Genomic DNA, 19,957 nt, shown 5'->3' on the forward strand with positions numbered 1-19,957 from the left:
AACAGTTATGCTTCACAGTTCATCTGCACTATACAATTTCTGCCTTGGGCTTTTGCCTGATAGAGTCCTTGATCAGCAGCAGCAATTAAAGTTGCTGGGGATGATTGACTATCAGGAATAATGGTTGCGACACCTAAACTGAGAGTGATGATTTGATTTACCTGAGAATTTGGTTGTTGTAATTGCAATGCACGGATATTATTTTGAATTTCTGTAGCAACGGCGATCGCACCTTCAGTATCTGTATTGGGCAAAATGATGGCAAATTCTTCACCACCATACCGAGCAACTAAATCCGCAGGGCGTTTAACAGTCATTGAAATTGCCTGGGCTACCTGTCTGAGAACATCATCTCCTGCTAGGTGTCCATAGGTATCGTTATACAACTTAAAACAATCGACATCACACAAAATTAAGGATAAACAGGCTTGTTCCCTGGCTAATCTTTGCCACTCGGTGTTGAGTGTGTCGTCAAAGCAGCGCCGATTTGCCACTTGGGTTAAACCATCGGAAGCAGCAAGGCGCTGTAATTCTTGGTTTGCTTGTTGTAATTGATGGTATAGTTCCGACTGGTGAATAGCGATCGCCGCTTGTCCGGCTAACTGGTTAAATAAATTAACCTCTGACTGGTACCATTTTCTGGTACTACTACATTGATGAGCAATTAATAATCCCCATAAACGCTCTTGTTGCAAAATCGGCACAACCAAGTTTGCCTGAATTTGTAAACTCTGTAAAAGTTCAATATGACAAGGTGATAGTCCTGCGGTTTCAATATTTTCAATGGCTCTTGTATTGCCCTGTTGGTAGTAATCTGCGCGGGTAGACTGAAAGCATGTATCCATCACATTAAATCCGAGAATGGATATGCAGCCTGGTGCTAAAGACTCTACAGCCACTAAACCACTCCAGTCTGGCTCAAACTGATAGATTACCACTCGGTCTACAGCAAATAGTTGTCGGACTTCATCGGCTGTGGTTTGCAAAATCTCATCTAATTCTAAAGATTGCCTGATGCGCTGGGTGACAGCCGCAACAATGCGCTCAGATTCACTTTGGTGTTGCACTTGTTGCTGGATTGGTTGCTCGGTTGCCGATGCTAAAGTTAAAGCGATCGCCTCAAAATGTGGAGTGTGAGTCACAGGTACAGGATGAGGTTGAGCGATTAAATAGCCTTGAGCAAAGGTTGCACCTTTTTCTCGTAGCCAGTTCAGTTCTTCAATGGACTCAATTCCTTCAGCAACGGTATGGATGTTTAACTTGTGGGCAATCTCGATAATTTTCTCGGTAATTGAGGCTTTGTACAAATCTTGATGCACATCTCGAATCAACTCTATGTCCAACTTGATAAAGTCGGGACGCAACTGGTGCAATAAGTTTAAACCGGAATAACCAGAACCAAGGTCATCCAGGGCAACTAAAAACCCCCTATCTCGATAGTATTGCAGCACTGCCTGGAGATGGGCTAAATCTTGAGGACTGTCTGACTCTACAACTTCAAAGACAACCTGATCGTGAGCAATACCTGCTTGATCAATTGCTTCGACTGTACTACGTAGACAAGAAGCGGGGTCATAAAGTGCTGTTGGTGTAAAATTGACGAAGATTTTACCGTTGACTTGATAACGGCTAAACTGAGCTATTGTACTCAAACGAGCGAGTCGGTCGAGTTGTGGTAACAGTCCGGCTTCCGTAGCTAATTCCAAGATTGGCCCTGGTGATAATAAATTACCTTCTTCATCTAGCCCTCGTAATAGCGATTCATAACCATAAATTTCGGATGTATTTTGAATTGAGACGATGGGTTGAAAGTGTGTAGTAAATCGTTCCTTTGCCAGCATATTTACTAGCCACTCAGATTGATTGAATGTAATGAAGCGTTGCAATGAAGCAATATCACTAAAATCCTGGAGTTGTGGTTGAAGTTCGCCACGAATAAACAGGACTTGCGTTTCTTTTAATTCTCTAGGTGCTAAAAGTTGAGCTAAGTTGTAGGCAATTTCTTGAGCTTGTCCGGGTTGACACTTTAAACTTAGCCCTGGACGCTCTTGCATCAGTTCATAATCTAGGGAAAATTGTTGTAGGTAAGCAGTAACTTTTGTGAGGGTATGGGGAATAGGAAACCAGAGAAAAAGTCTGCCTGCTTCCCTCTTTTGGCAGCGTGCAAGATGGCGACAAGCACAAGTCTTGGAAGTAGGAGATTTCTTGCTCATAGGTAATACTTTGCTGATCCGACTTATTTTAATGTTCCCAATAGTCTGAAAGTAAAAGATAAATTGCTCTTCAACTACATGAAGATTTGGTGATTTTCAGGTAATATCTTTTAGTTAAAAAAGTTCTTCGGTGCAGACAAGTTAATAGGGAACAAAAAGTTAGACGAAATTCAATTCTAAATTGTAACTACTTAATTCTGTTTGGATAATTTAACGGCAAAGTAATTGTGAATGTACTACCAGCACCAGCTTGACTGTTGATACTGATTTGGCCTTGATGTGCTTCTACACACTTTTTCACAATGACTAATCCTAGCCCTGTACCGGGAATGGATTGTACATTGGAAGCTCGGTAAAATGATTCAAAAAGTCGGGCTTGATCGGCTTTCGGGATACCAATTCCGTGGTCTTGAATGCGGAAAATAGCTACTTTGTCAATTAGGTCGCAAGTTAAATCAAATAAGATATTACCACCTGTGGGAGAGTATTTCACAGCGTTATTGAGTAAATTCGTAAATATGTAACGTAACATTTGCTCATCCATGCACGCCTCTGTGCGATCGCTATGACATTTAAAAATAATTTCTGCGCCTCTAGGATTAATGGTGGTAAATTCGGCAAGCAATTCTTGACAAAATTCTTGCAAATTTAGAAAACTAGGATGACACTCCAATTTACCTGCATCCGATTTACCCATAAACAGCACATCTTCCATAAGTTGTTTCATGGATTGCACTGCACTATTAATTCTTTTTAAATATGTCTTTCTTTTCTCTATAGTTAAATTTTCTCCTTGCAGTTCAATCAATTCAACTGATGATTGAATCACGCTTAAAGGATTACGAAATTCATGAGAAACGGTCGAAATAAATAGAGATTTAAGTTGATTAACTTCTCGCTCTTTATGCAATGCTTGTTCAAGTAATTGCGCTTGTCTTCGTTCGCTGAGATCCCAAAAAACAACTACTACACCATTTATCTGTCCAGGCTGCCGCATAATGGGAGAAGCACTATCACCAATGGGAACTCTAGAACCATTTTTCGTAATCAGTGATGTAAAGTCATTTAAATATATCACCTGTCGCTCTCTGAGAACTTTTGCTACAGGGTTTTCTAAAGAAGTTTCTGTAACTTCATCAACTAGCTGAAAAATTTTAGATACATCTTTCCCCAAAGCATCTGCTTGCTTCCAACCAGTTAGCGCCTCTGCTGCTGGGTTGACAAATGTCACAATTCCTTGTTCATTTGTGGCAATAACAGCATCACTCATTGAGTTTAAAAGTGTAGCTAATCGGTCTCGATTTTCGCGTAAATCCCGTTCTAATGCGTGTTTTAATAAGCCAATTTCAATGGCTATCCGCAAATCTTTCGGAGTGAAGGGTTTAATGACATATCCAAATGGTTGCGTAGTTTTCGCACGTTGTACTGTATTATCATCGCCATAAGCAGTCAGAAATATTACTGGGATATCTAACTGCTCACGAATCTGAGATGCTGCTGTAATGCCATCCATCTCACCTTTTAAGATGACATCCATTAAAACTAATTCAGGTTTGCCTTCTAAGGCTTTAGCAATGGCAACTTGTCCGGAAGAAGCTGTTCCAATTACTGTATATCCTAGTTGATTCAGTTGGTTAGCAATGGTTCTGGCAACTATAACTTCATCTTCTACGACTAAAATTCTCGCTTGCTCCATTGGAAATATTACTACAAAATGAACTGGGGAAATTTGATTGTAAACTTTGTACCATGATGACGTTCTAAAGTCATGCTGCCTTCAAGCTGTTCTGTAACTAAGTCATAAACTAAAGATAAACCTAAAGAACTACTATTATTCCAATCTAAATCATTTGGTATCCCAACACCATTGTCTTGAATAGACATTTCGATATGATCATTAATATTCTGTAATGTAATAGTTATACTTCCCTTTTCCTCATTGGGAAAAGCATGTTTTAGACAGTTAGAAATTAATTCGTTAATAATCAAACCACAAGCGATCGCTTGATCAACATTCAGGCTAACTGCGGCAATATTAGTTTTTAAGTCAATTCTTTCTAATCCGATTTGGTAAGAAATTAAAATACTAGTTGCTAAAGTCTGGATATAGTCAACTACATCTAATTCCCCAATATTCGGTGATGTATATAAATTTTTGTGAATTAATGAGATAGAATCAATCCGATTTTGACTATCTTGAAAAACTCTAATTACTTCTGGGTCTTTGAGAGTTTGAGATTGGAGTTGTAATAAACTTGAGACAATTTGCAAGTTATTCTTGACGCGATGATGTACTTCTTTCAAAAGAATTTCTTTTTCAGCTAAGGCGCTTCTCAATTGCTTTTCGGCTTTTTGTCGTTCGACTAATTCGGTTTGAGCTTGTTGAAAGATACTAGATTTTTGAATAGCGATCGCAATTGTCACTGAAAGTTGATCAAGCAAGTCTAATTGATTTTCTTCCCATTCTCGTGGACGAGAACATTGATGCGCCACCAGTAAACCCCAAAGGCGAGAGCCAATGTTTTCGCCACCTAATTCTAATAAAATAGGTACAACTAAATTAGCTTTGACTTCAAATTGTTCTAATAGATGAATATGACAATTTGTAAGTCCAGCTTGGTAGATATCGGCGATCGCGCGTTTTCGCCCTTGATGATAATCTACTTCTCTCCCTGTCTGAAAACAAGTATCTTCTATTTGTACACCTAAAGATACTGTCCAGCCAGATTCTACTGATTCTGCTACGACTTTACCACTCATATCAGGGGCAAATTGATAAACAATCACTCGCTCTACTTGCAGCAAATGTCTTACTTCTTGAACTGTAGCGTTAAGAATATCTTGCAAATTTAAAGATTGATGAATTCTCTGCACCACAGTTCGCATTAATTGTTCTCTTTCTAACTGAGTTTTTAATGCCCTCTCAGTTTGCTTGCGATATGTGATATCCTGCCCGATACCCATGATTTGATTATTAGGAAGTCTAATATTAGTCCAAGATGTATCAACAATTCGACCATCTCTCACTTTATTTTTAAAATCATCCCAAGTTTGGTCTGCTGACTGCACAAAATTCATTACATATTGACGGTCTTCAGCATTAGGATATATTGATGTGAGCAAATCACAACTTGGAAAATCTTCCAGCTTCCACCCAATAATTTTCTCCCATTCTTGATTCACCCATTCTAATTGACCTGCTGGATTAATCAAGGCAATCATTAATGGAATGCGCTCGAAAATACTTTGCAGAAATTCATTTTGCTCTTTGAGGTGTGTTTCTGTATTCTTGTGTTCGGTGATATCAGACAATACAGATAAAATAGCTGACTCACCATTAAATATTAAATGCTGAAGTGAAGCAATAGCCCAAAATGTACTTCCGTCTGCTCTTTTGAGCATAATTTCATAATTATGTAATGAGCCTTGCTTCTCTAGTTCTGTTAATAGATTTTGAGACTCATTTATATCATGATAGATATCTGTAACTGGACAATTTATTATATCCACTGACTCGCAACGAAATGCTTTGAAGAACTCTTGATTAGCATTTAAAATTAACCCATCAGATAATCTAGAAATCATTAAAGGGGCAGGAATTCTTTCTGAAACTGCTCGAAACATTGCTTCACTTGCTAGAAGATTGCCCTCTATTGCTTTACGCTCAGTGATGTCTTGGATATAAACTAAATGAGAGTTTTTATGCTCATATTCTATAGCATGGGTTACGGTTTCAACATCAATATATTTGCCATTTTGACAACAATGCCGACATTGATGATGAAAATTTAAATTATACTGATAATTAGATAAGTTTTCTAATAAAGCAGGCAAATGTTCTACATGGTATAAGTCAGTAATTTGCATTTGCAGAAATTGTACTTTTGAATAACCATATTTACTAATTGCTGCTTCATTGACATTGAGAAATTTGAGAGTTTCTCTATCGTATATCCAAATCGGACAAGGATTATTAGTAAATAGGAATTCATTATTCATATGTTTATTAATATTTTTTAGACTAAATTAGTTACATTCATAAATTGCTGTTTTAAACGTTTTATCTGAAAAATATTCTGTTTTCTATTCTTAATAAAAATAAACAAGAGAACACAGAGATGAGTAAAAATTTCTCTCTGTGTTGGTAGAGTTTGTTTTATCTTGGTCTTCCCAACGTAGTGATGTAGATAACAGCCTCATCAATAGGAATACCTAAAACTTCGTTTACTTGGTCGTCAAAGAAGCCACCAATACCACTAACACCTAAATTAAGATTAACTGCGGCTAAATTTAAGCGTTGACCTAAATGCCCAGCATCCATGTGTAAATAACGATAAACGCGATCGCCGTACTGAGCAATGGCAGCTTTGAGATCTGCGGTATGAAAAACAACTGCGGCGGCATCTCTGCCTAAATCTTGGCCCAAACACAGAAAGTGTAACTCGCGCCGGAAGTTTTTAAACCGAATTTGGCGTAATTCTTGAGCTTTGGGTGCGTAATAATAACAGCCAGATTCCAAACCTTTGACACCACTTACAGCAATAAATGTTTCAATTAAGTTGAGGTCAAAGTAATCGGGAGTCCGGTCAAGGTGTTGCTCAATGTAATTTTGGGGTTGGTAAGTGAAATCAAGTAAAGCTTTGAGTTCATCAAAGGTTAAATCATCACCACTGTAAGCACGGGTAGAACGGCGTTTATGGATGGTTAATTCCAAGTTGAAGAGATTTTCACCCCAGTCTATTGGTGTGGTAGCGGTGGGAATTTTCAGACAGAAGGGAAAATTATATTTATCTTCCAAAGACTTTTCTTGTTTGACGGCGGGTAAATTCAGTTTGCCTGTGACACCTGGCTGAATTTGGGTGTGACGATGGAAATATTTCAGCAATTCGCCGTCAGGGACATGGGGATAGTTAGTTTCTGTAGCTGAAGGTAAAGCCGTACATCCTGTAGACAAATTTTGTTTGATATCTAATAAGTCTGCCAGAGCGAGGACAGCGATCGCACCTTCTTGTTGTGGGTCAATATATAACAAATCATTGACCGCATCATCGATAAAACCACCAATCAAGTGTGGGCGATAATCAGTAATAGCGCTCGCTAACTCAATATTCCCCAAAAGATGCCCTGTATCGAGAAAAATTCGCCGATAAGCTCTATCTTCATAGCGCCAAGCTGAACGATAAAAAACCCCAGTCACCACAATTGCCAATTGGGTACCTTCTAAAGCGGGGTGCCAGAAACAAGCATCTTGTAAAGCTTGCCACACATCATTCTCCCAATACAACATCAGTGAATGAGTGCGACACTGATAGTTATAAAGTCCTGCTGGTAAGAACGGCGTACCGCGAGATACTATATACACCTCAGCCGGATATAACCCGCCAGCGCTGGGTGCGGAACGCAAATACACCGCACTTCCCATAGAAGGCATTCTTGCCGTTAATCCGTAGCTGCGAAACAGTAACCGAGATAGCCTTTGCCACCATTGAGCATCTTCTTGTTGAGCCGCAAGGGGTTCTAATGATTCTTGCAGGTAAGGTTTAAGATCAAAAGCCGAGCCAATTTTATACTCTTTAAAAGGTACTGGCTGTTTAGCCCAGTCTAGCCTTTGGTTTTTTGAGGCTAGGGTATCAGGGTCATATTTAGTACGTTCGTGGTAGTGCTGTGCAATAGATTGGTGTATTTCTGGCATAGTACTTTCAATACCCTAGGGCTTTCTTTTTTGATCTTGGCATTCATCTGGCTCATTATTTCGTGTTAATCGGTACAATCCTCTTAAAGAGTCAACAGTCAAGTTCTTAATTTCTAGTTTCTTGGGGTCTATGGATGCGCCGCCAACGAATAACGCCGTAAACACCCGCAGCCAAAATCAACAAATAAGGTGTGTAAACTATTAACCATATACCCAACTTTAATAAACCAATGGTAAACCCGCCTAAAGATTGGGTTGACTTGTTCCAAGTTTCCTGAATTTGTGAACCTACCGCACGTTGGGGACTAGCACTAGATACAGCTGCTTCGAGGTTAAGGGTAATGGTGGAATAGGAAACTTGATTTTGTAAGTTTTTGAGTTGAGCGTCAATTTGTTCGATAGATTGCCGGACTTGACTAAGTTCTTGAGCCACACTTAACACATCTCGTACGGAGCCAGCCCGATCCATAATTTTTTGTAAATTAGCTTCGGTTTTACGCAGATTAGTTAATCTAGCTTGGAAATCTACCAAGCGATCGCCTACATCTTCTGCTGTAATACTACGACTTTCTATTGTACCTAATTTAGCTAGTTCTTCTAATGTTGGTTCCAATAAGTTTTGGGGAACTCGCAGTTGGATAGATGCGGTATGACGTGAATTTTCTTGAGTGGGTTGGCGTTCGTTTAACCCAATTAAATCACCTTGTTGTTTGGCAATAATTTGTGCAACGGCATCAATACTCTGCTCAACAGAGTTCACAACTATTTTCATCGCTGCTTTTTTGATTAATTGGGGACGCGCACGGGGTACTGGTGCAGCTTCTACTTTTTGGGCAACATTACCTGTAAGATCAGCGGCTGGTGCAGCTTGGTTTTGCTCTGCCAGTGGCGGCAATGATTTGGTAGATAAATTATTTTGTGCAGCACAACTAGTGAAAACAACTCCTCCTAGCAAAGCACTCATAAATAAGGCAGATTTGCGGGGTAATGGCAGAGAAAAATTCATAATCTCACCGGGGATGGATGGAATTAATCTCAGTATTGCCGAGGAAAGTTTTTAAGTTAGATATTGTTGCGATTTATGTAACAACTATTTTGTCAAATTTGTGTATGTGAGATAAATCACAGGAACCACCAGATTACTGAAATAGACTCAAAGTTGCGGTGTAAAAAAATACCCATCTTAAAAAATATGAATTTAATAGAGCTACTTTTAGTTTTGGCGACAGTAGTTGGAGTCGGGGATAGCAATATAATTCGCGTCAAAAGCGATACAGGACAAATTCAGACAGTCAAACTGGCTTGTGTTAATTTACCGAATGCAAGACAAAAATCTGATAGTTCAGCCGCAACGCAGAAACTCAAACAACTATTACCAACGGGTAATGCGGTAGTGATTAGAAGAGTTACAGAAGATGAAAGCGATCGCATTACTGGCGAAATATTTGTCGATAATCAGTCAGTCAATCTCCGCTTAGTTGCCGAAGGTAATGCTGTTGTTGATCAAGATTCTATCGACAACTGCCAAGAAACTAAAACTCAATATTTAATCGCTCAAGCCAATGCTAAAAATAAACGACTAGGAATATGGCAGCAAATTAATCCAGGCACAAATAAACAAGTCCCAAGATAATCATCGATAACAGAGAAATTTTGATGTTTCTTAGCTTATCTTTAGTTACACAATTTAAGGTAAGATCAAAAACCTGCCTATAAATAATTGTGATGCTTGCTGACAGGAGATGCTTCTATGGCCCGGATGTACTATGACGAAGATGCCAATTTAGACCTTTTGGCTGGAAAAACTATTGCTATTATCGGCTATGGTTCCCAAGGTCATGCTCATGCCCTGAATTTAAAAGATAGCGGTTTGAATGTGATTGTCGGGCTATATCCAGGAAGCAAGTCAGCACAAAAAGCCGAAGCCGCTGGCTTAACCGTGAAAAATGTTGCAGATGCAGCTAAAGCAGCTGACTTCATCATGATTTTGTTACCCGATGAAGTACAAAAAACAGTTTACAAAAACGAAATTGAACCTAATTTAGAAGCTGGAAATGTAGTGGCTTTTGCCCACGGTTTTAATATTCATTTTGGGCAAGTTGTCCCACCTGCTGAAGTAGATGTGGTGATGGTAGCGCCCAAAGGCCCTGGTCATTTAGTGCGCCGGACTTATGAACAAGGACAAGGCGTACCAGCGTTGTTTGCTGTTTATCAAAATGCTAGTGGTCAGGCACGCGATCGCGCAATGGCTTACGCTAGAGGTATCGGTGGCACACGCGCGGGCATTCTCGAAACCACTTTCCGCGAAGAAACTGAAACCGATTTGTTTGGAGAACAAGCAGTATTATGTGGCGGTTTGAGCGCCTTAATCAAAGCTGGTTTTGAAACCTTAGTCGAAGCTGGTTATCAACCAGAATTAGCTTATTTTGAATGTCTGCACGAAGTTAAATTGATTGTTGACTTGGTTGTAGAAGGTGGTTTGGCCACAATGCGCGATAGCATTTCCAACACCGCAGAATATGGCGACTATACCCGTGGCCCCAGAGTTGTCAACGAACAAACCAAAGCGGAAATGCGGAAAATTCTCCGCGAAATTCAATCAGGACAATTTGCTCGTGAATTCGTTTTAGAGAACCAATCCGGTAAACCAGGATTTACGGCAATGCGTCGTCAAGAAGCCGAACACCCCATTGAAGTAGTCGGTAAAGACCTACGGGCAATGTTTAGCTGGTTGAAAAAAGTTTAATTCAGTTTCACATCGGCAATTTTTCATGGTAGAGACGCAATTAACAGCGTCTCTCTACCTACAGCAGATTGCAAGTCAAACAAAAGCATAAACTCAAAGCTTTTCAGCCTTGTTCACTGCTGTAAATCCAAGATTCTGACAAATTCAATCATCTAACAAACTCATCAAGGCTTGCATTTCTGGGTCTTGTGCCTCAGATAGCTGACGGCGCAAATTTAATATTTGATTGTTTAATGCTTCAGATGTATAAAGCATCTGTGATTCCTGGGCGATTTTTAATTGACTTTCCTTAATTCTGATTTTTCTAAGCAGGTCATCAACAGCATAGATTGAATCATAATCTTGAGAAATCATAGCCTTCAATTTATGGAAAATTTCAGTAGTCAAGCTAAACTTTGCATTGCCTGAAATTATACATGTTTTGGCAGCAGGCTGATCATGAGGTTGATTAAATTTAATGAACTTTGCATCTTCTCTAGAGCGATCGCCTCAACACTGATAAAATCAGAATTACAGAATATCTCGCATTCCACGTATAGGTTTTTACATAAACTTTACACAAACTTCCCTCGTAGAGATATAGCAACGAAAAACTAGGGTGTTGTTTGTCTGGCTGCGATTTACCCTCATCAGCAATATGATTTGTGTGATTTACTTAAGTAAATTCCTACAAGTATTTGTAAAAAATACATGAATTTACTAGAACACTGTTGCTTTTTTTCAAAGCCATTATTTATATTAACTATAGACTGTTAATCATTACTTTATTATTCATCAAAGTTTCATCTTTTAAAGCTCGAAGTCCACGTAGCTCTATAAATTTTATTCCTCAAATCACCTCAATTCCTGTATCTAACTTCAGCTTGAAATAGGGATATGGTCAATATTGCAGAGGGGCAATATTTTGCATCTCTAAAATAATTGCTATTTTGCAAGTATTGTTGAAATTAGCAAAGTTTCAACTAAATTCTTGTTGCCAAAATTATAAAGTCCAACAAAAAAGAGAAGAATATGCAAGACATTCTAGAATATATTAAACAACAAGAAAAAAAATTCTCCCAATTACCTTTTTTTCAATTCCTAACAAATAGCAACATTGACCCTCATCAGCGATTAGTTTGGTTCCCTTGTCTGGCACACTTTGCCATGAGTTTTAAAGATTTGAATAATGACATACTTCAAGATAGCATGAGTGATCATCCGCTACAAAAATTGATTAATCAACACGCAATTGAAGATGGTAGTCACTGGAAATGGTATCTCAAAGATTTAGAATCACTAGAGATTGATCAGGTAATGCGATTCAGTGACTTTCTCAAGTTTGTTTGGAGTGAGAAAACAATTAAAACTCGCCGTCTTTCTAATAATTTAGTAGCAATGTGTCGTTATGAAACTGACATAGCACTAAAAATAGTAATTATTGCAACAATTGAAGCTACAGGAAGTACTGCACAGCGGGCAATGGCACAGGTCGGTGAAGAATTAAGAGCCAAAACCAATAAAAAGTATTTCTATGTTAGTCCACACCATTTGAATGTTGAAAATGCACATCTGCAATTTGCATTAGAAAATAATAATAGTGAAAGTTGCCTGGTCAATATTGAATTGAATGCAGAGCAGAAAGCTAAAGCATTAGTGTTAATTGACTATGTTTTTGATAGCTTTACTGAATGTATGGATGGGTTAATGCAATTTGCCAGTCAACATAAATTTAAAGAATTGGTCGCTAGACCTAAATATGCTCTACATAGATAGAATTTGCTGTTTAGACTATTTTGATTTTTTGTTTGTGCCATTTTTTAAGGCTTGCGCTAATTGCTCTGTACTCAAGGAACTTAACAGAGTCATATTAAGTGGAGCTTGACTAATATATTGAGTATATGCTGGCTGCAAATAGGGGCGGTATTCATCATTGTTTAAGAGATTAGTTTCCATAAAAGCTACACTTAGGGCTTTCAAGTAAGAATACACTGGAGCAGGATCTGGCCCTAATAAGCCAGATGGTACAGGCAAAACATTATTTTCTGGAGTTGACTCTTGTAAAGCGGAAAAATGGGTAGCATTCTCAATTAACACTAAATATTTGTTAGGTTCAGCCAGCCAAGTAAAAGGGCGAATTTGTTCTGGAATTGCGGGGGCGAAAATATCTTGGCTACCTGTGACTAACATCGCGGGAACTTTGATTTGACTGATACCAGTTTCACCCAAGACAGAACTGTTAATGGGATTAATGGCCATAACAGCCTTAATCCGCGGATCTTGTAGTGCATAATCTGTTGGTGGCAACTCAGCTGCTTGGCATTGCAACAATAGAGATAAATTCAATGATCTATTGGGATAACAATCCCGACGTAGCTGGGCAAAGTTCAGTTTTGCTCCTGCTAAAGTTAAAACTGTGTAGCCACCAAATGAATGTCCAATCAGTCCAACTTGCTGAAAGTTGAGTTTCCCTTTGAGGCTAGAATTGAATGTTTCTAAACGTTGGAGTTCATCAAGTACAAACTTGACATCTAATGGTCTGTCAATAAATTCTCTAGGTTGTGGTGGCCCTGCTAAACCGGCAAAGTATTGCTGAAAGCGTTCGGCATTACTACCAGGATGTTCCAATACAGCGACGGCAAAGCCATAGGAAACCAAATGTTGCGCTAAATAAGCTAAGGCATAGCGGTCTGAAGCTAAACCATGAGAAATCACAATTAAGGGAAAAGGTGTTGGGGATTTGGTTTGTGGTACATAAACATCTACTGGCAGACGACGATCGCGTTTAGCGTCATTTAACTCAAAGTAAAGTTTTTGGAACTGCAATTTTCCTGGCTGGCGTAAATCTGGCTTTTGGGAAAAATCTATGTTTGCGTCGCTAGTTTGGGCGATCGCTTGTTTTTGCAAAAATGCCACAGCGGCATCTCTGTCTTTAAGTAATTCCGATAAATTATTGACAATCTTAATTCCTTCTTCAAAGTTTAATTTAATAGTTGGCGAAGGAAATTTACGTATAATGTTGACAACAGTCAAACCCTCTTTAGAGTCGGCTGCCGCTAAAATAAACGCAGCCCGCAGGGCATAAAAACCATTTTGACGAGATTCGGTGAGGATTAATTCTCCTAAACGTTTGACTACTTGTTCTCCTATAGGTGAATAAGTAAACTGTGATACTAAAGTGGGTGTAGCACTAAATCGTTGTTGTAGTAATTCTCGTAGTTGTGCCAGTTGTTGAGGTGTAGCACGCTGGGCATAAGTATCCAACTCTCCAGTAATTTTACCTTCTTTGGCAAAGGCTTCTAACGCATCAGTAGATAAAGAAAATTCTCCAAAAGGAGGATAAAATAAGCTAATGCGCTCGGCTCCCCAGCTAGGAGTAGCTGATAAAACTGTGGATAACAGCCCTAAACTTAGGTATTTCAGCAATTTTTTCATAAGTTATTGATAAATCCAGAATTATCAAGGTTATATGGGGATGCGATCGTTAATATAGAAGGTTTTGCAGGACAAAAGTTAAACCTCAAAAGAAATAATACTTCGGTAGTATTTCTGTCTTAGATATTGGCGTTATGTTCACCCTGACTCATACCGTTTTACTTTAAATTTGATACAAATAGACCGCAGGGGAGCCAGCGCGTTGGGGAGACACTGCGTTGCGGAGGTTCCCTCCGTTGTAGCAAGTGTCGGCGGGTTTCCCGACTTGTAGCGACTGGCGTGGGCAGGGAGCAGGGGGAAAGAATGAAAAACCCATAAATTTGTATCATTTTTCGTGAAATGGTATCAGAAGTCAGTTATCTGGCAGTTCAGACCAATTAATCGGATGAACTACTAGTTTCTAGAACAGCACATTTGCAAATTCCATTCGTCGGGGCTAGGTGTAAGATATGTGTCTGTGGGAAGACTTTTGTGAAAAAACTATGTTTGCAGTCAAGCGATCGCACTGACTCTACTTGTCATCAAGACAGCTATAACAAAATCTCTAGGCACAAACACTAGATTAAGAAAGCACCTAAATCAAACTTTTTGCAGCCTGTCTGAAATGACCATCCCTACCCCCCATCTCTACAGACAATCTTTGTGCTTAATTCCTGTGAGTATCATCAAATAGGCGCGATAATAGATATAGAACTCAAGTTAAACTCATGTCTACAGTTTCCTGCTCCAGTTGTGTCGTGCTTCTCAGCCAACAACAGGAACAAAATATTTCTCACCAACAGCAGTGCCAAGATGAGCCAGCCAACCACAGCAAAACTACTGCTAAAAATTCTACAGTGGTAAAAAATGGTCGAGTTGTTGTTGTCTCTGAGTCAGCACAACCCCAGGAGACTAATGAATCCAAAAACCCATAAAACAAGAGTTATAAATTTTGATATTTTTTGATATTAAAACGTTAGTCTTTACTAAAAAACTACAAAACTAAGTTTAATAGCCGTATTTTTGACTAATTCCTTAAATTTACCTTTACTAATTTGCTCTAAAATTACTCTGGGGCTTAAGCTATTACACTGAGACATACGTAAATTACATATCTTTTTTTGCTGGTTGTTAACCGCTTACTATTAACAGTTAACAATCAAAAAACATCATGAGTAATTTTGTAGTTTAAAAGCGTCATAGCTTAAGAAAAATACTTGCTAGAAAAGTAAAGTTTTAGCTCAATTACCTAACTTCAACTACACCAGAGGCAGATAAATGAAAAGCTTATTTCTAGGACTAGGAGCAATTTTAGTTTTTGCTCCTAATGCTTATGCAGCAAGCTTTGTATATAACGAAGCTGTTAACGGCGAATTGTCTGGTGACAGCTTAAACCCAACAGCAGTGAATCTGTTAGATGGATCTAACCAGATTACTGGCTCAACCACTGGTAATCCAAATCTTGACAGAGATTTCTTTACCTTCACTATTCCTGTTGGTTATGAACTTAGTCGAATTAACTTAGCTAACTATGTTGGGCTAGATGGGGTAGGCTCCAATCAAGGATTTTTAGCTGTGCAAACAGGTTCTAGTATTGCACCTACAACTATCACTACTAACACACCGTCATTATTGGGTGCAGCTTTAATTGGTGCAGCACCTGGAAGACAAATTGGAGATAATGTCTTAGATGATTTGGGTGTAGCAGCATCAATTCAAGGAGCTACCTTTGTCGGTTTCCCTAATGGTAAACTAGGCGCTGGTACTTACACTTTCTGGATTCAGGAAACTGTTCAGGGGATACAGAACTATAATCTTGATTTTGTCGTTACCAAAGTTCCAGAGCCATCAACTATTTTAGGTATCGGTGCTGTGATGGGTTTGGGTAGTTTAATCAAAAGGAAGAAGCGTGGGCATAGCGCTACTGTAGATCAATAAAGTATCTCACTAGTGTGAGCATTAATTATCTGACAAATCCCCTAATTTAATTATGGGGATTTTCTGATGATCTGTTCCCTTTTGGCGATCGCAGAATTGATGATGCTGATTTAAATCCTGGGGACTGTTGACTTTAAAATATAACTAGCTAACTCACAAAATCCTGTGGCTTCAGCTGCACTCGTTACGTAAGTGGGTTGATATTGTAGCTGATTTGCATATTTCAGTACGTTAGCTACGCCCACAGAGACGGGAAACTGATGTCGAGCAAATAAACTTTCATCATTAGGGCTATCACCAACGGTCACAACTTGTTCGGGTGAGTAGTCAGGCCAATATGCTTGTAATACTTGCAATAAACCCACAGCCTTATCTTGACCTTGTGGTTTAATGTGACACTGTACTGTACTGTAAGTGAATCCCCAGCCCATTGATTGACAGAGATTACTTAAAGTTTGTAATTCCTGTAAAGTTAAGGCAGCTACATCAAATGTCCAATCTGTGAGGCGAAAGCGATTGTCAGCAGATTCTTGAATTTGAGGAAATTCCCTTTGTAATTCGGCAAAAGCTGCTGCTAATTGTTGGCGATGTAAGCTTAAGTCAGGAATAGAAGTTAAAGCAATGGGTTGTTCAGTACCATTAGGATAGAATATACCGCCATTTTCGGCGATCGCACCTGCAACTGGCATTAAGCTGCTAATTCCACTGACCCAACCAGCCGAACGCCCAGTAACAATTATTACCTTGATACCAGATGCCGTTAAATCTTCTAAAACTTGCAACAAGGCAGTAGAAAATTTACCTTCCTTGGTCAGAGTACCATCCATATCCGTTGCAATCAGACGGATATTACTCCAGCAAGTAGAGGCAGCTTGAGATATTGGACTAAGATTCAAAATATACATTTTAACAGCGGTATATACGTAGTTTATAAAAACCTGTTAAAAATACTAATAATACAGCAAGATGACATTAAGGATTTGGGCATTCTAAACAATGACAATTACAGTTATTGCTACCATGCTAAATCCTATATTTCTGGCGCAGTCTCCACCAGCAAAAACAAAAAAAGTAACTCAAAAACCACCAGCCAACGAACCTCAGCAGTCCCCACCCTTTTTATTAATTACCTCTGGAGGTCTGGCTGTCGTCGTGATTGGTTTGATTATATTTGGCAAAATTCAGATGGATAAATTAGAGAAAAAAATCAAATTTGAAAAATTCCGAGCCAGAGAACTAGAGAAAAAGTTTAAACTGGCGCTAGAAACTATCCGCAAAATGGAAGCTAACCCAGATTTGGTGAACTCACGAGACTTTAACCTAGATTATCTGCGGATGCGGATGTCTGAAGAAGTATTTCATTTTGCTATTCTGAATCAAATTAAAATCAGAGTCAAAGATAAAATTTCTCAAGCTTTGCGTCCCAACCAATCTCAACAAGGAACGGTGGGAATTGCCAATGGTGCAGGGCGACAGGTGGATGAGATTTTTGATGTCGAATATGAGAGTGGTACGCCGCCAAACATTGCGAAGCGGGTGTTGTTTCGTATTCAAATTAAGCTGATGAAGTTACCGACACAAGCTACCTCTACCACAATTAGCCAAATTATTGACTGTATCGAGACTTATCTGAGTCCGATGGACGATGAGGATACATGGCAACCGACAATTCAAGGTCGAATTGCCACTATGCACTGGGATCAAAAGGCTAAACCTACACCGTTACTGGTATTGGAACAATCAAACGATGGCGTAAATGTAACTTTCCGGACTAGCCGCCAAGGAAATGCGCCAAGTCCTCAAGCTAAATAGTTATGGCTGAAGGAGTGTAGGTATTTATAGAGATAGGAGAGGGGAGAAGAGAGTTTTTAAACGCGGAGTGGCGCTGAGGTCAACGCAGAGGTACGCTGAGTTTTTGCTATGGACTTTATGATTTTTCGCTCCATGCTCCAGAATCGTAGCTGACGACGGCGCTTTGGGAGTCACGGGCTAAAAGACCATCCTCCATTTCGACAATGCGATCGGCTATGTCTAAAATCCGATTGTCGTGTGTCACTAACAAAATGGAAGTACCTTGTTCTTTAGCTAAACGCTGCATGATTTCGACGACATCACGTCCTGATTGTTTATCTAAGGCTGCGGTTGGTTCGTCCGCTAATACTAATGGCGGATTGTTAACTAGGGCGCGAGCGATCGCAATTCTTTGTTTTTGTCCACCAGAAAGATTATCTGGGTAGTAATTTACTCGGTTCTTTAAGCCAACAGCAGTTAGCATAGTTTCGGCTGTGGCGATCGCATCATGTTGACCAACTTTTTCGTTCAATTCCACGGCCATTTGCACATTTTGCCTTGCAGTTAAAAATCCTAGCAAGTTGTGCGCCTGAAAAATATAGCCAATGTTCCGCCGGATTTGCACTAATTGATTTTGGCTAGAACCGTATAGTTCTACACCCAAAAATTTTAAACTACCTTCTTGGACAGATCTTAAACCACCAATCAAACTTAGTAATGTTGTTTTGCCTGACCCAGAAGGCCCAGTCATAATTACAATTTCTCCCGGATAAATCTCCAGGTTAATATCAAATAAAATTTGTCTTTTTAGTGAACCTTTACCATAGTAATGATTTAGGTCTTTAATAGCAATTACAGGTTCTTGTCTCATAATAAATCCTGTGTTAGAAGGTAGTAATTTATTTCCGTAACTCTAGAGCCTGTCTGCAAATTATGATGACAGTTTAAGCATTAAATATATACTATAGAGATAATAAAAACTGATTAATTACTACTGTATTGATCAAAATTATTTAAAAGATGTCAGCCGGGTCAGCGGAACGTAATTTACGGACGGCGATCGCGCCAGAAATGAAACACATGATCATTGTTAATATCAATACATTAGTTGCTCTACCAAAAGTCATAAATATTGGTAAAAGAGTAGCTTCTTTAGCTTTTTGGTACATTAATATGGTGAAAAATAACCCAGGAAGATACCCTAAACAAGCTAATAAAAGTGCTTCTTGTAAAATCACTATCAATAAATATTTTTGTGTATATCCTATGGCTTTTAAGGTAGCGTATTCTGATAAATGGTCAGAAACTTCTGTGTAAAGAATTTGGTAAACAATTACGGTTCCCACAATAAAACCCATAATTGTACCTAAGCTGAAAATAAAACCAATTGCTGTGCTACTTGCCCAATAGTGACGTTCAAAATCGATAAAATCTTGTTTAGTCAATACATTTACATCTTGAGGTAAATATTGACGTAAATCTTTAGCCACAGTTTCTACATCTGTGCCTGGCTTAACTTTGATTACCCCAATATCAATTAATCCTTGCTGACGGGTGTTAAAGATACGTAAAAAGTTAACATCACTGGTGATTAAATTACCATCTGCACCAAAAGATGTTCCTAAAGTAAACAGCCCTACTACTTTAATTTTGCGTCTTCTTAACTCTGCTTTGACTGTTTTACCTTTTTCAAAATCATCTGCGATCGGCCCATATTCTTGTCGGGAAGAACGGTCAAACAAAACTACATCAGGCAACTTTAATTTATCTAAATTTTCTTGCACTCCTGGCAAATTAAATAAATTAAACTCTGGATTAATGCCAAATACAAGTAATGAGCGTGACCGACCTGTAACTGGATTTTTCCAAGCCGTGTAATCTAAATAGATAGAATGTACAGATTGTACGCTTGGTAAATCTAAAGCTTTATACAACCGCCGTTGAGAAAAGCTTTTCATGGACAATATTGCGTTCGACTGGCGGTTAATTAAAATAATGTCGCCATTTAAACTACTATGTAACTGAACGTTACTATAATAGAGTGCATCTCGGAATCCGAGTTGGGTAAACATTAAAATATCAGCAAAAGCAATTCCAGCTAAAGCTACGGCTAACCGCGTTTTATCTCGCGTCATTTGTAGCCAAGCTAGAGGTATTTTTTGAATCATTTTCTCAGATAAATAG

General features: G+C 38.9%; 16 protein-coding genes. 6 read left to right on the top strand and 10 right to left on the bottom strand.

Annotation, left to right across the window (positions count from 1 at the left end):
• Positions 1 to 5: 5 nt before the first annotated feature.
• From NCWK1_RS01010 to NCWK1_RS01030, 5 genes are all read right to left on the bottom strand, one after another.
• Complete coding sequence (locus NCWK1_RS01010; RefSeq protein ID WP_103123405.1) at positions 6 to 2,213, bottom strand: EAL domain-containing protein; 2,208 nt, start codon at positions 2,211 to 2,213, stop codon at positions 6 to 8.
• 187 nt (positions 2,214 to 2,400) lie between these two features.
• Positions 2,401 to 3,909, bottom strand: coding sequence for a hybrid sensor histidine kinase/response regulator (locus NCWK1_RS01015; RefSeq protein ID WP_103123406.1), 1,509 nt, complete (start codon positions 3,907 to 3,909; stop codon positions 2,401 to 2,403).
• Between the two features lie 11 nt (positions 3,910 to 3,920).
• Entirely contained in the window at positions 3,921 to 6,212 is a 2,292-nt protein-coding gene (locus NCWK1_RS01020) for a PAS domain S-box protein (RefSeq protein ID WP_103123407.1), read from the bottom strand.
• 157 nt (positions 6,213 to 6,369) lie between these two features.
• Positions 6,370 to 7,905, bottom strand: coding sequence for a SagB/ThcOx family dehydrogenase (locus tag NCWK1_RS01025; RefSeq protein ID WP_103123408.1), 1,536 nt, complete (start codon positions 7,903 to 7,905; stop codon positions 6,370 to 6,372).
• Between the two features lie 106 nt (positions 7,906 to 8,011).
• Entirely contained in the window at positions 8,012 to 8,911 is a 900-nt protein-coding gene (locus NCWK1_RS01030) for a DUF4349 domain-containing protein (RefSeq protein WP_103123409.1), read from the bottom strand.
• Positions 8,912 to 9,097: 186 nt separating this feature from the next.
• On the opposite strand from NCWK1_RS01030, the gene NCWK1_RS01035 reads away from it, so the two are divergent.
• Entirely contained in the window at positions 9,098 to 9,538 is a 441-nt protein-coding gene (locus NCWK1_RS01035; RefSeq protein WP_096582159.1) for a thermonuclease family protein, read from the top strand.
• Positions 9,539 to 9,655: 117 nt separating this feature from the next.
• Positions 9,656 to 10,651, top strand: coding sequence for a ketol-acid reductoisomerase (gene ilvC, locus NCWK1_RS01040; RefSeq protein ID WP_096582157.1), 996 nt, complete (start codon positions 9,656 to 9,658; stop codon positions 10,649 to 10,651).
• Between the two features lie 144 nt (positions 10,652 to 10,795).
• On the opposite strand, the gene NCWK1_RS01045 is transcribed toward ilvC, so the two are convergent.
• Positions 10,796 to 11,005, bottom strand: a complete 210-nt coding sequence (locus tag NCWK1_RS01045) for a hypothetical protein (protein ID WP_096582155.1) — start codon at positions 11,003 to 11,005, stop codon at positions 10,796 to 10,798.
• Between the two features lie 657 nt (positions 11,006 to 11,662).
• On the opposite strand from NCWK1_RS01045, the gene NCWK1_RS01050 reads away from it, so the two are divergent.
• Entirely contained in the window at positions 11,663 to 12,406 is a 744-nt protein-coding gene (locus tag NCWK1_RS01050; protein ID WP_096582153.1) for a hypothetical protein, read from the top strand.
• 15 nt (positions 12,407 to 12,421) lie between these two features.
• Here NCWK1_RS01050 and NCWK1_RS01055 read toward each other — a convergent pair whose 3' ends face one another.
• Positions 12,422 to 14,065, bottom strand: a complete 1,644-nt coding sequence (locus NCWK1_RS01055) for an alpha/beta hydrolase (protein WP_103123410.1) — start codon at positions 14,063 to 14,065, stop codon at positions 12,422 to 12,424.
• Between the two features lie 707 nt (positions 14,066 to 14,772).
• Here NCWK1_RS01055 and NCWK1_RS01060 point away from each other — a divergent pair.
• Complete coding sequence (locus NCWK1_RS01060; RefSeq protein WP_103123411.1) at positions 14,773 to 14,979, top strand: hypothetical protein; 207 nt, start codon at positions 14,773 to 14,775, stop codon at positions 14,977 to 14,979.
• A gap of 343 nt (positions 14,980 to 15,322) precedes the next feature.
• Positions 15,323 to 15,982: a PEP-CTERM sorting domain-containing protein gene (locus NCWK1_RS01065; protein WP_103123412.1), complete on the top strand. Its 660-nt coding sequence runs from the start codon at positions 15,323 to 15,325 to the stop codon at positions 15,980 to 15,982.
• A gap of 110 nt (positions 15,983 to 16,092) precedes the next feature.
• Here the strand turns inward: NCWK1_RS01065 and NCWK1_RS01070 are convergent, their stop codons facing one another.
• Complete coding sequence (locus tag NCWK1_RS01070; protein ID WP_103123413.1) at positions 16,093 to 16,887, bottom strand: HAD family hydrolase; 795 nt, start codon at positions 16,885 to 16,887, stop codon at positions 16,093 to 16,095.
• Between the two features lie 115 nt (positions 16,888 to 17,002).
• On the opposite strand from NCWK1_RS01070, the gene NCWK1_RS01075 reads away from it, so the two are divergent.
• On the top strand, positions 17,003 to 17,794 hold the full coding sequence (locus NCWK1_RS01075; protein WP_187308028.1) for a hypothetical protein: 792 nt from the start codon (positions 17,003 to 17,005) through the stop codon (positions 17,792 to 17,794).
• Positions 17,795 to 17,909: 115 nt separating this feature from the next.
• On the opposite strand, the gene NCWK1_RS01080 is transcribed toward NCWK1_RS01075, so the two are convergent.
• Both NCWK1_RS01080 and devC read right to left on the bottom strand, forming a co-directional pair.
• Entirely contained in the window at positions 17,910 to 18,644 is a 735-nt protein-coding gene (locus NCWK1_RS01080; RefSeq protein ID WP_103123414.1) for a DevA family ABC transporter ATP-binding protein, read from the bottom strand.
• Positions 18,645 to 18,786: 142 nt separating this feature from the next.
• On the bottom strand, positions 18,787 to 19,941 hold the full coding sequence (devC, locus tag NCWK1_RS01085) for an ABC transporter permease DevC (RefSeq protein WP_096582141.1): 1,155 nt from the start codon (positions 19,939 to 19,941) through the stop codon (positions 18,787 to 18,789).
• Positions 19,942 to 19,957 lie beyond the last annotated feature (16 nt).

This window comes from Nostoc cycadae WK-1 (genome assembly GCF_002897135.1).
Lineage (GTDB): Bacteria > Cyanobacteriota > Cyanobacteriia > Cyanobacteriales > Nostocaceae > Nostoc_B.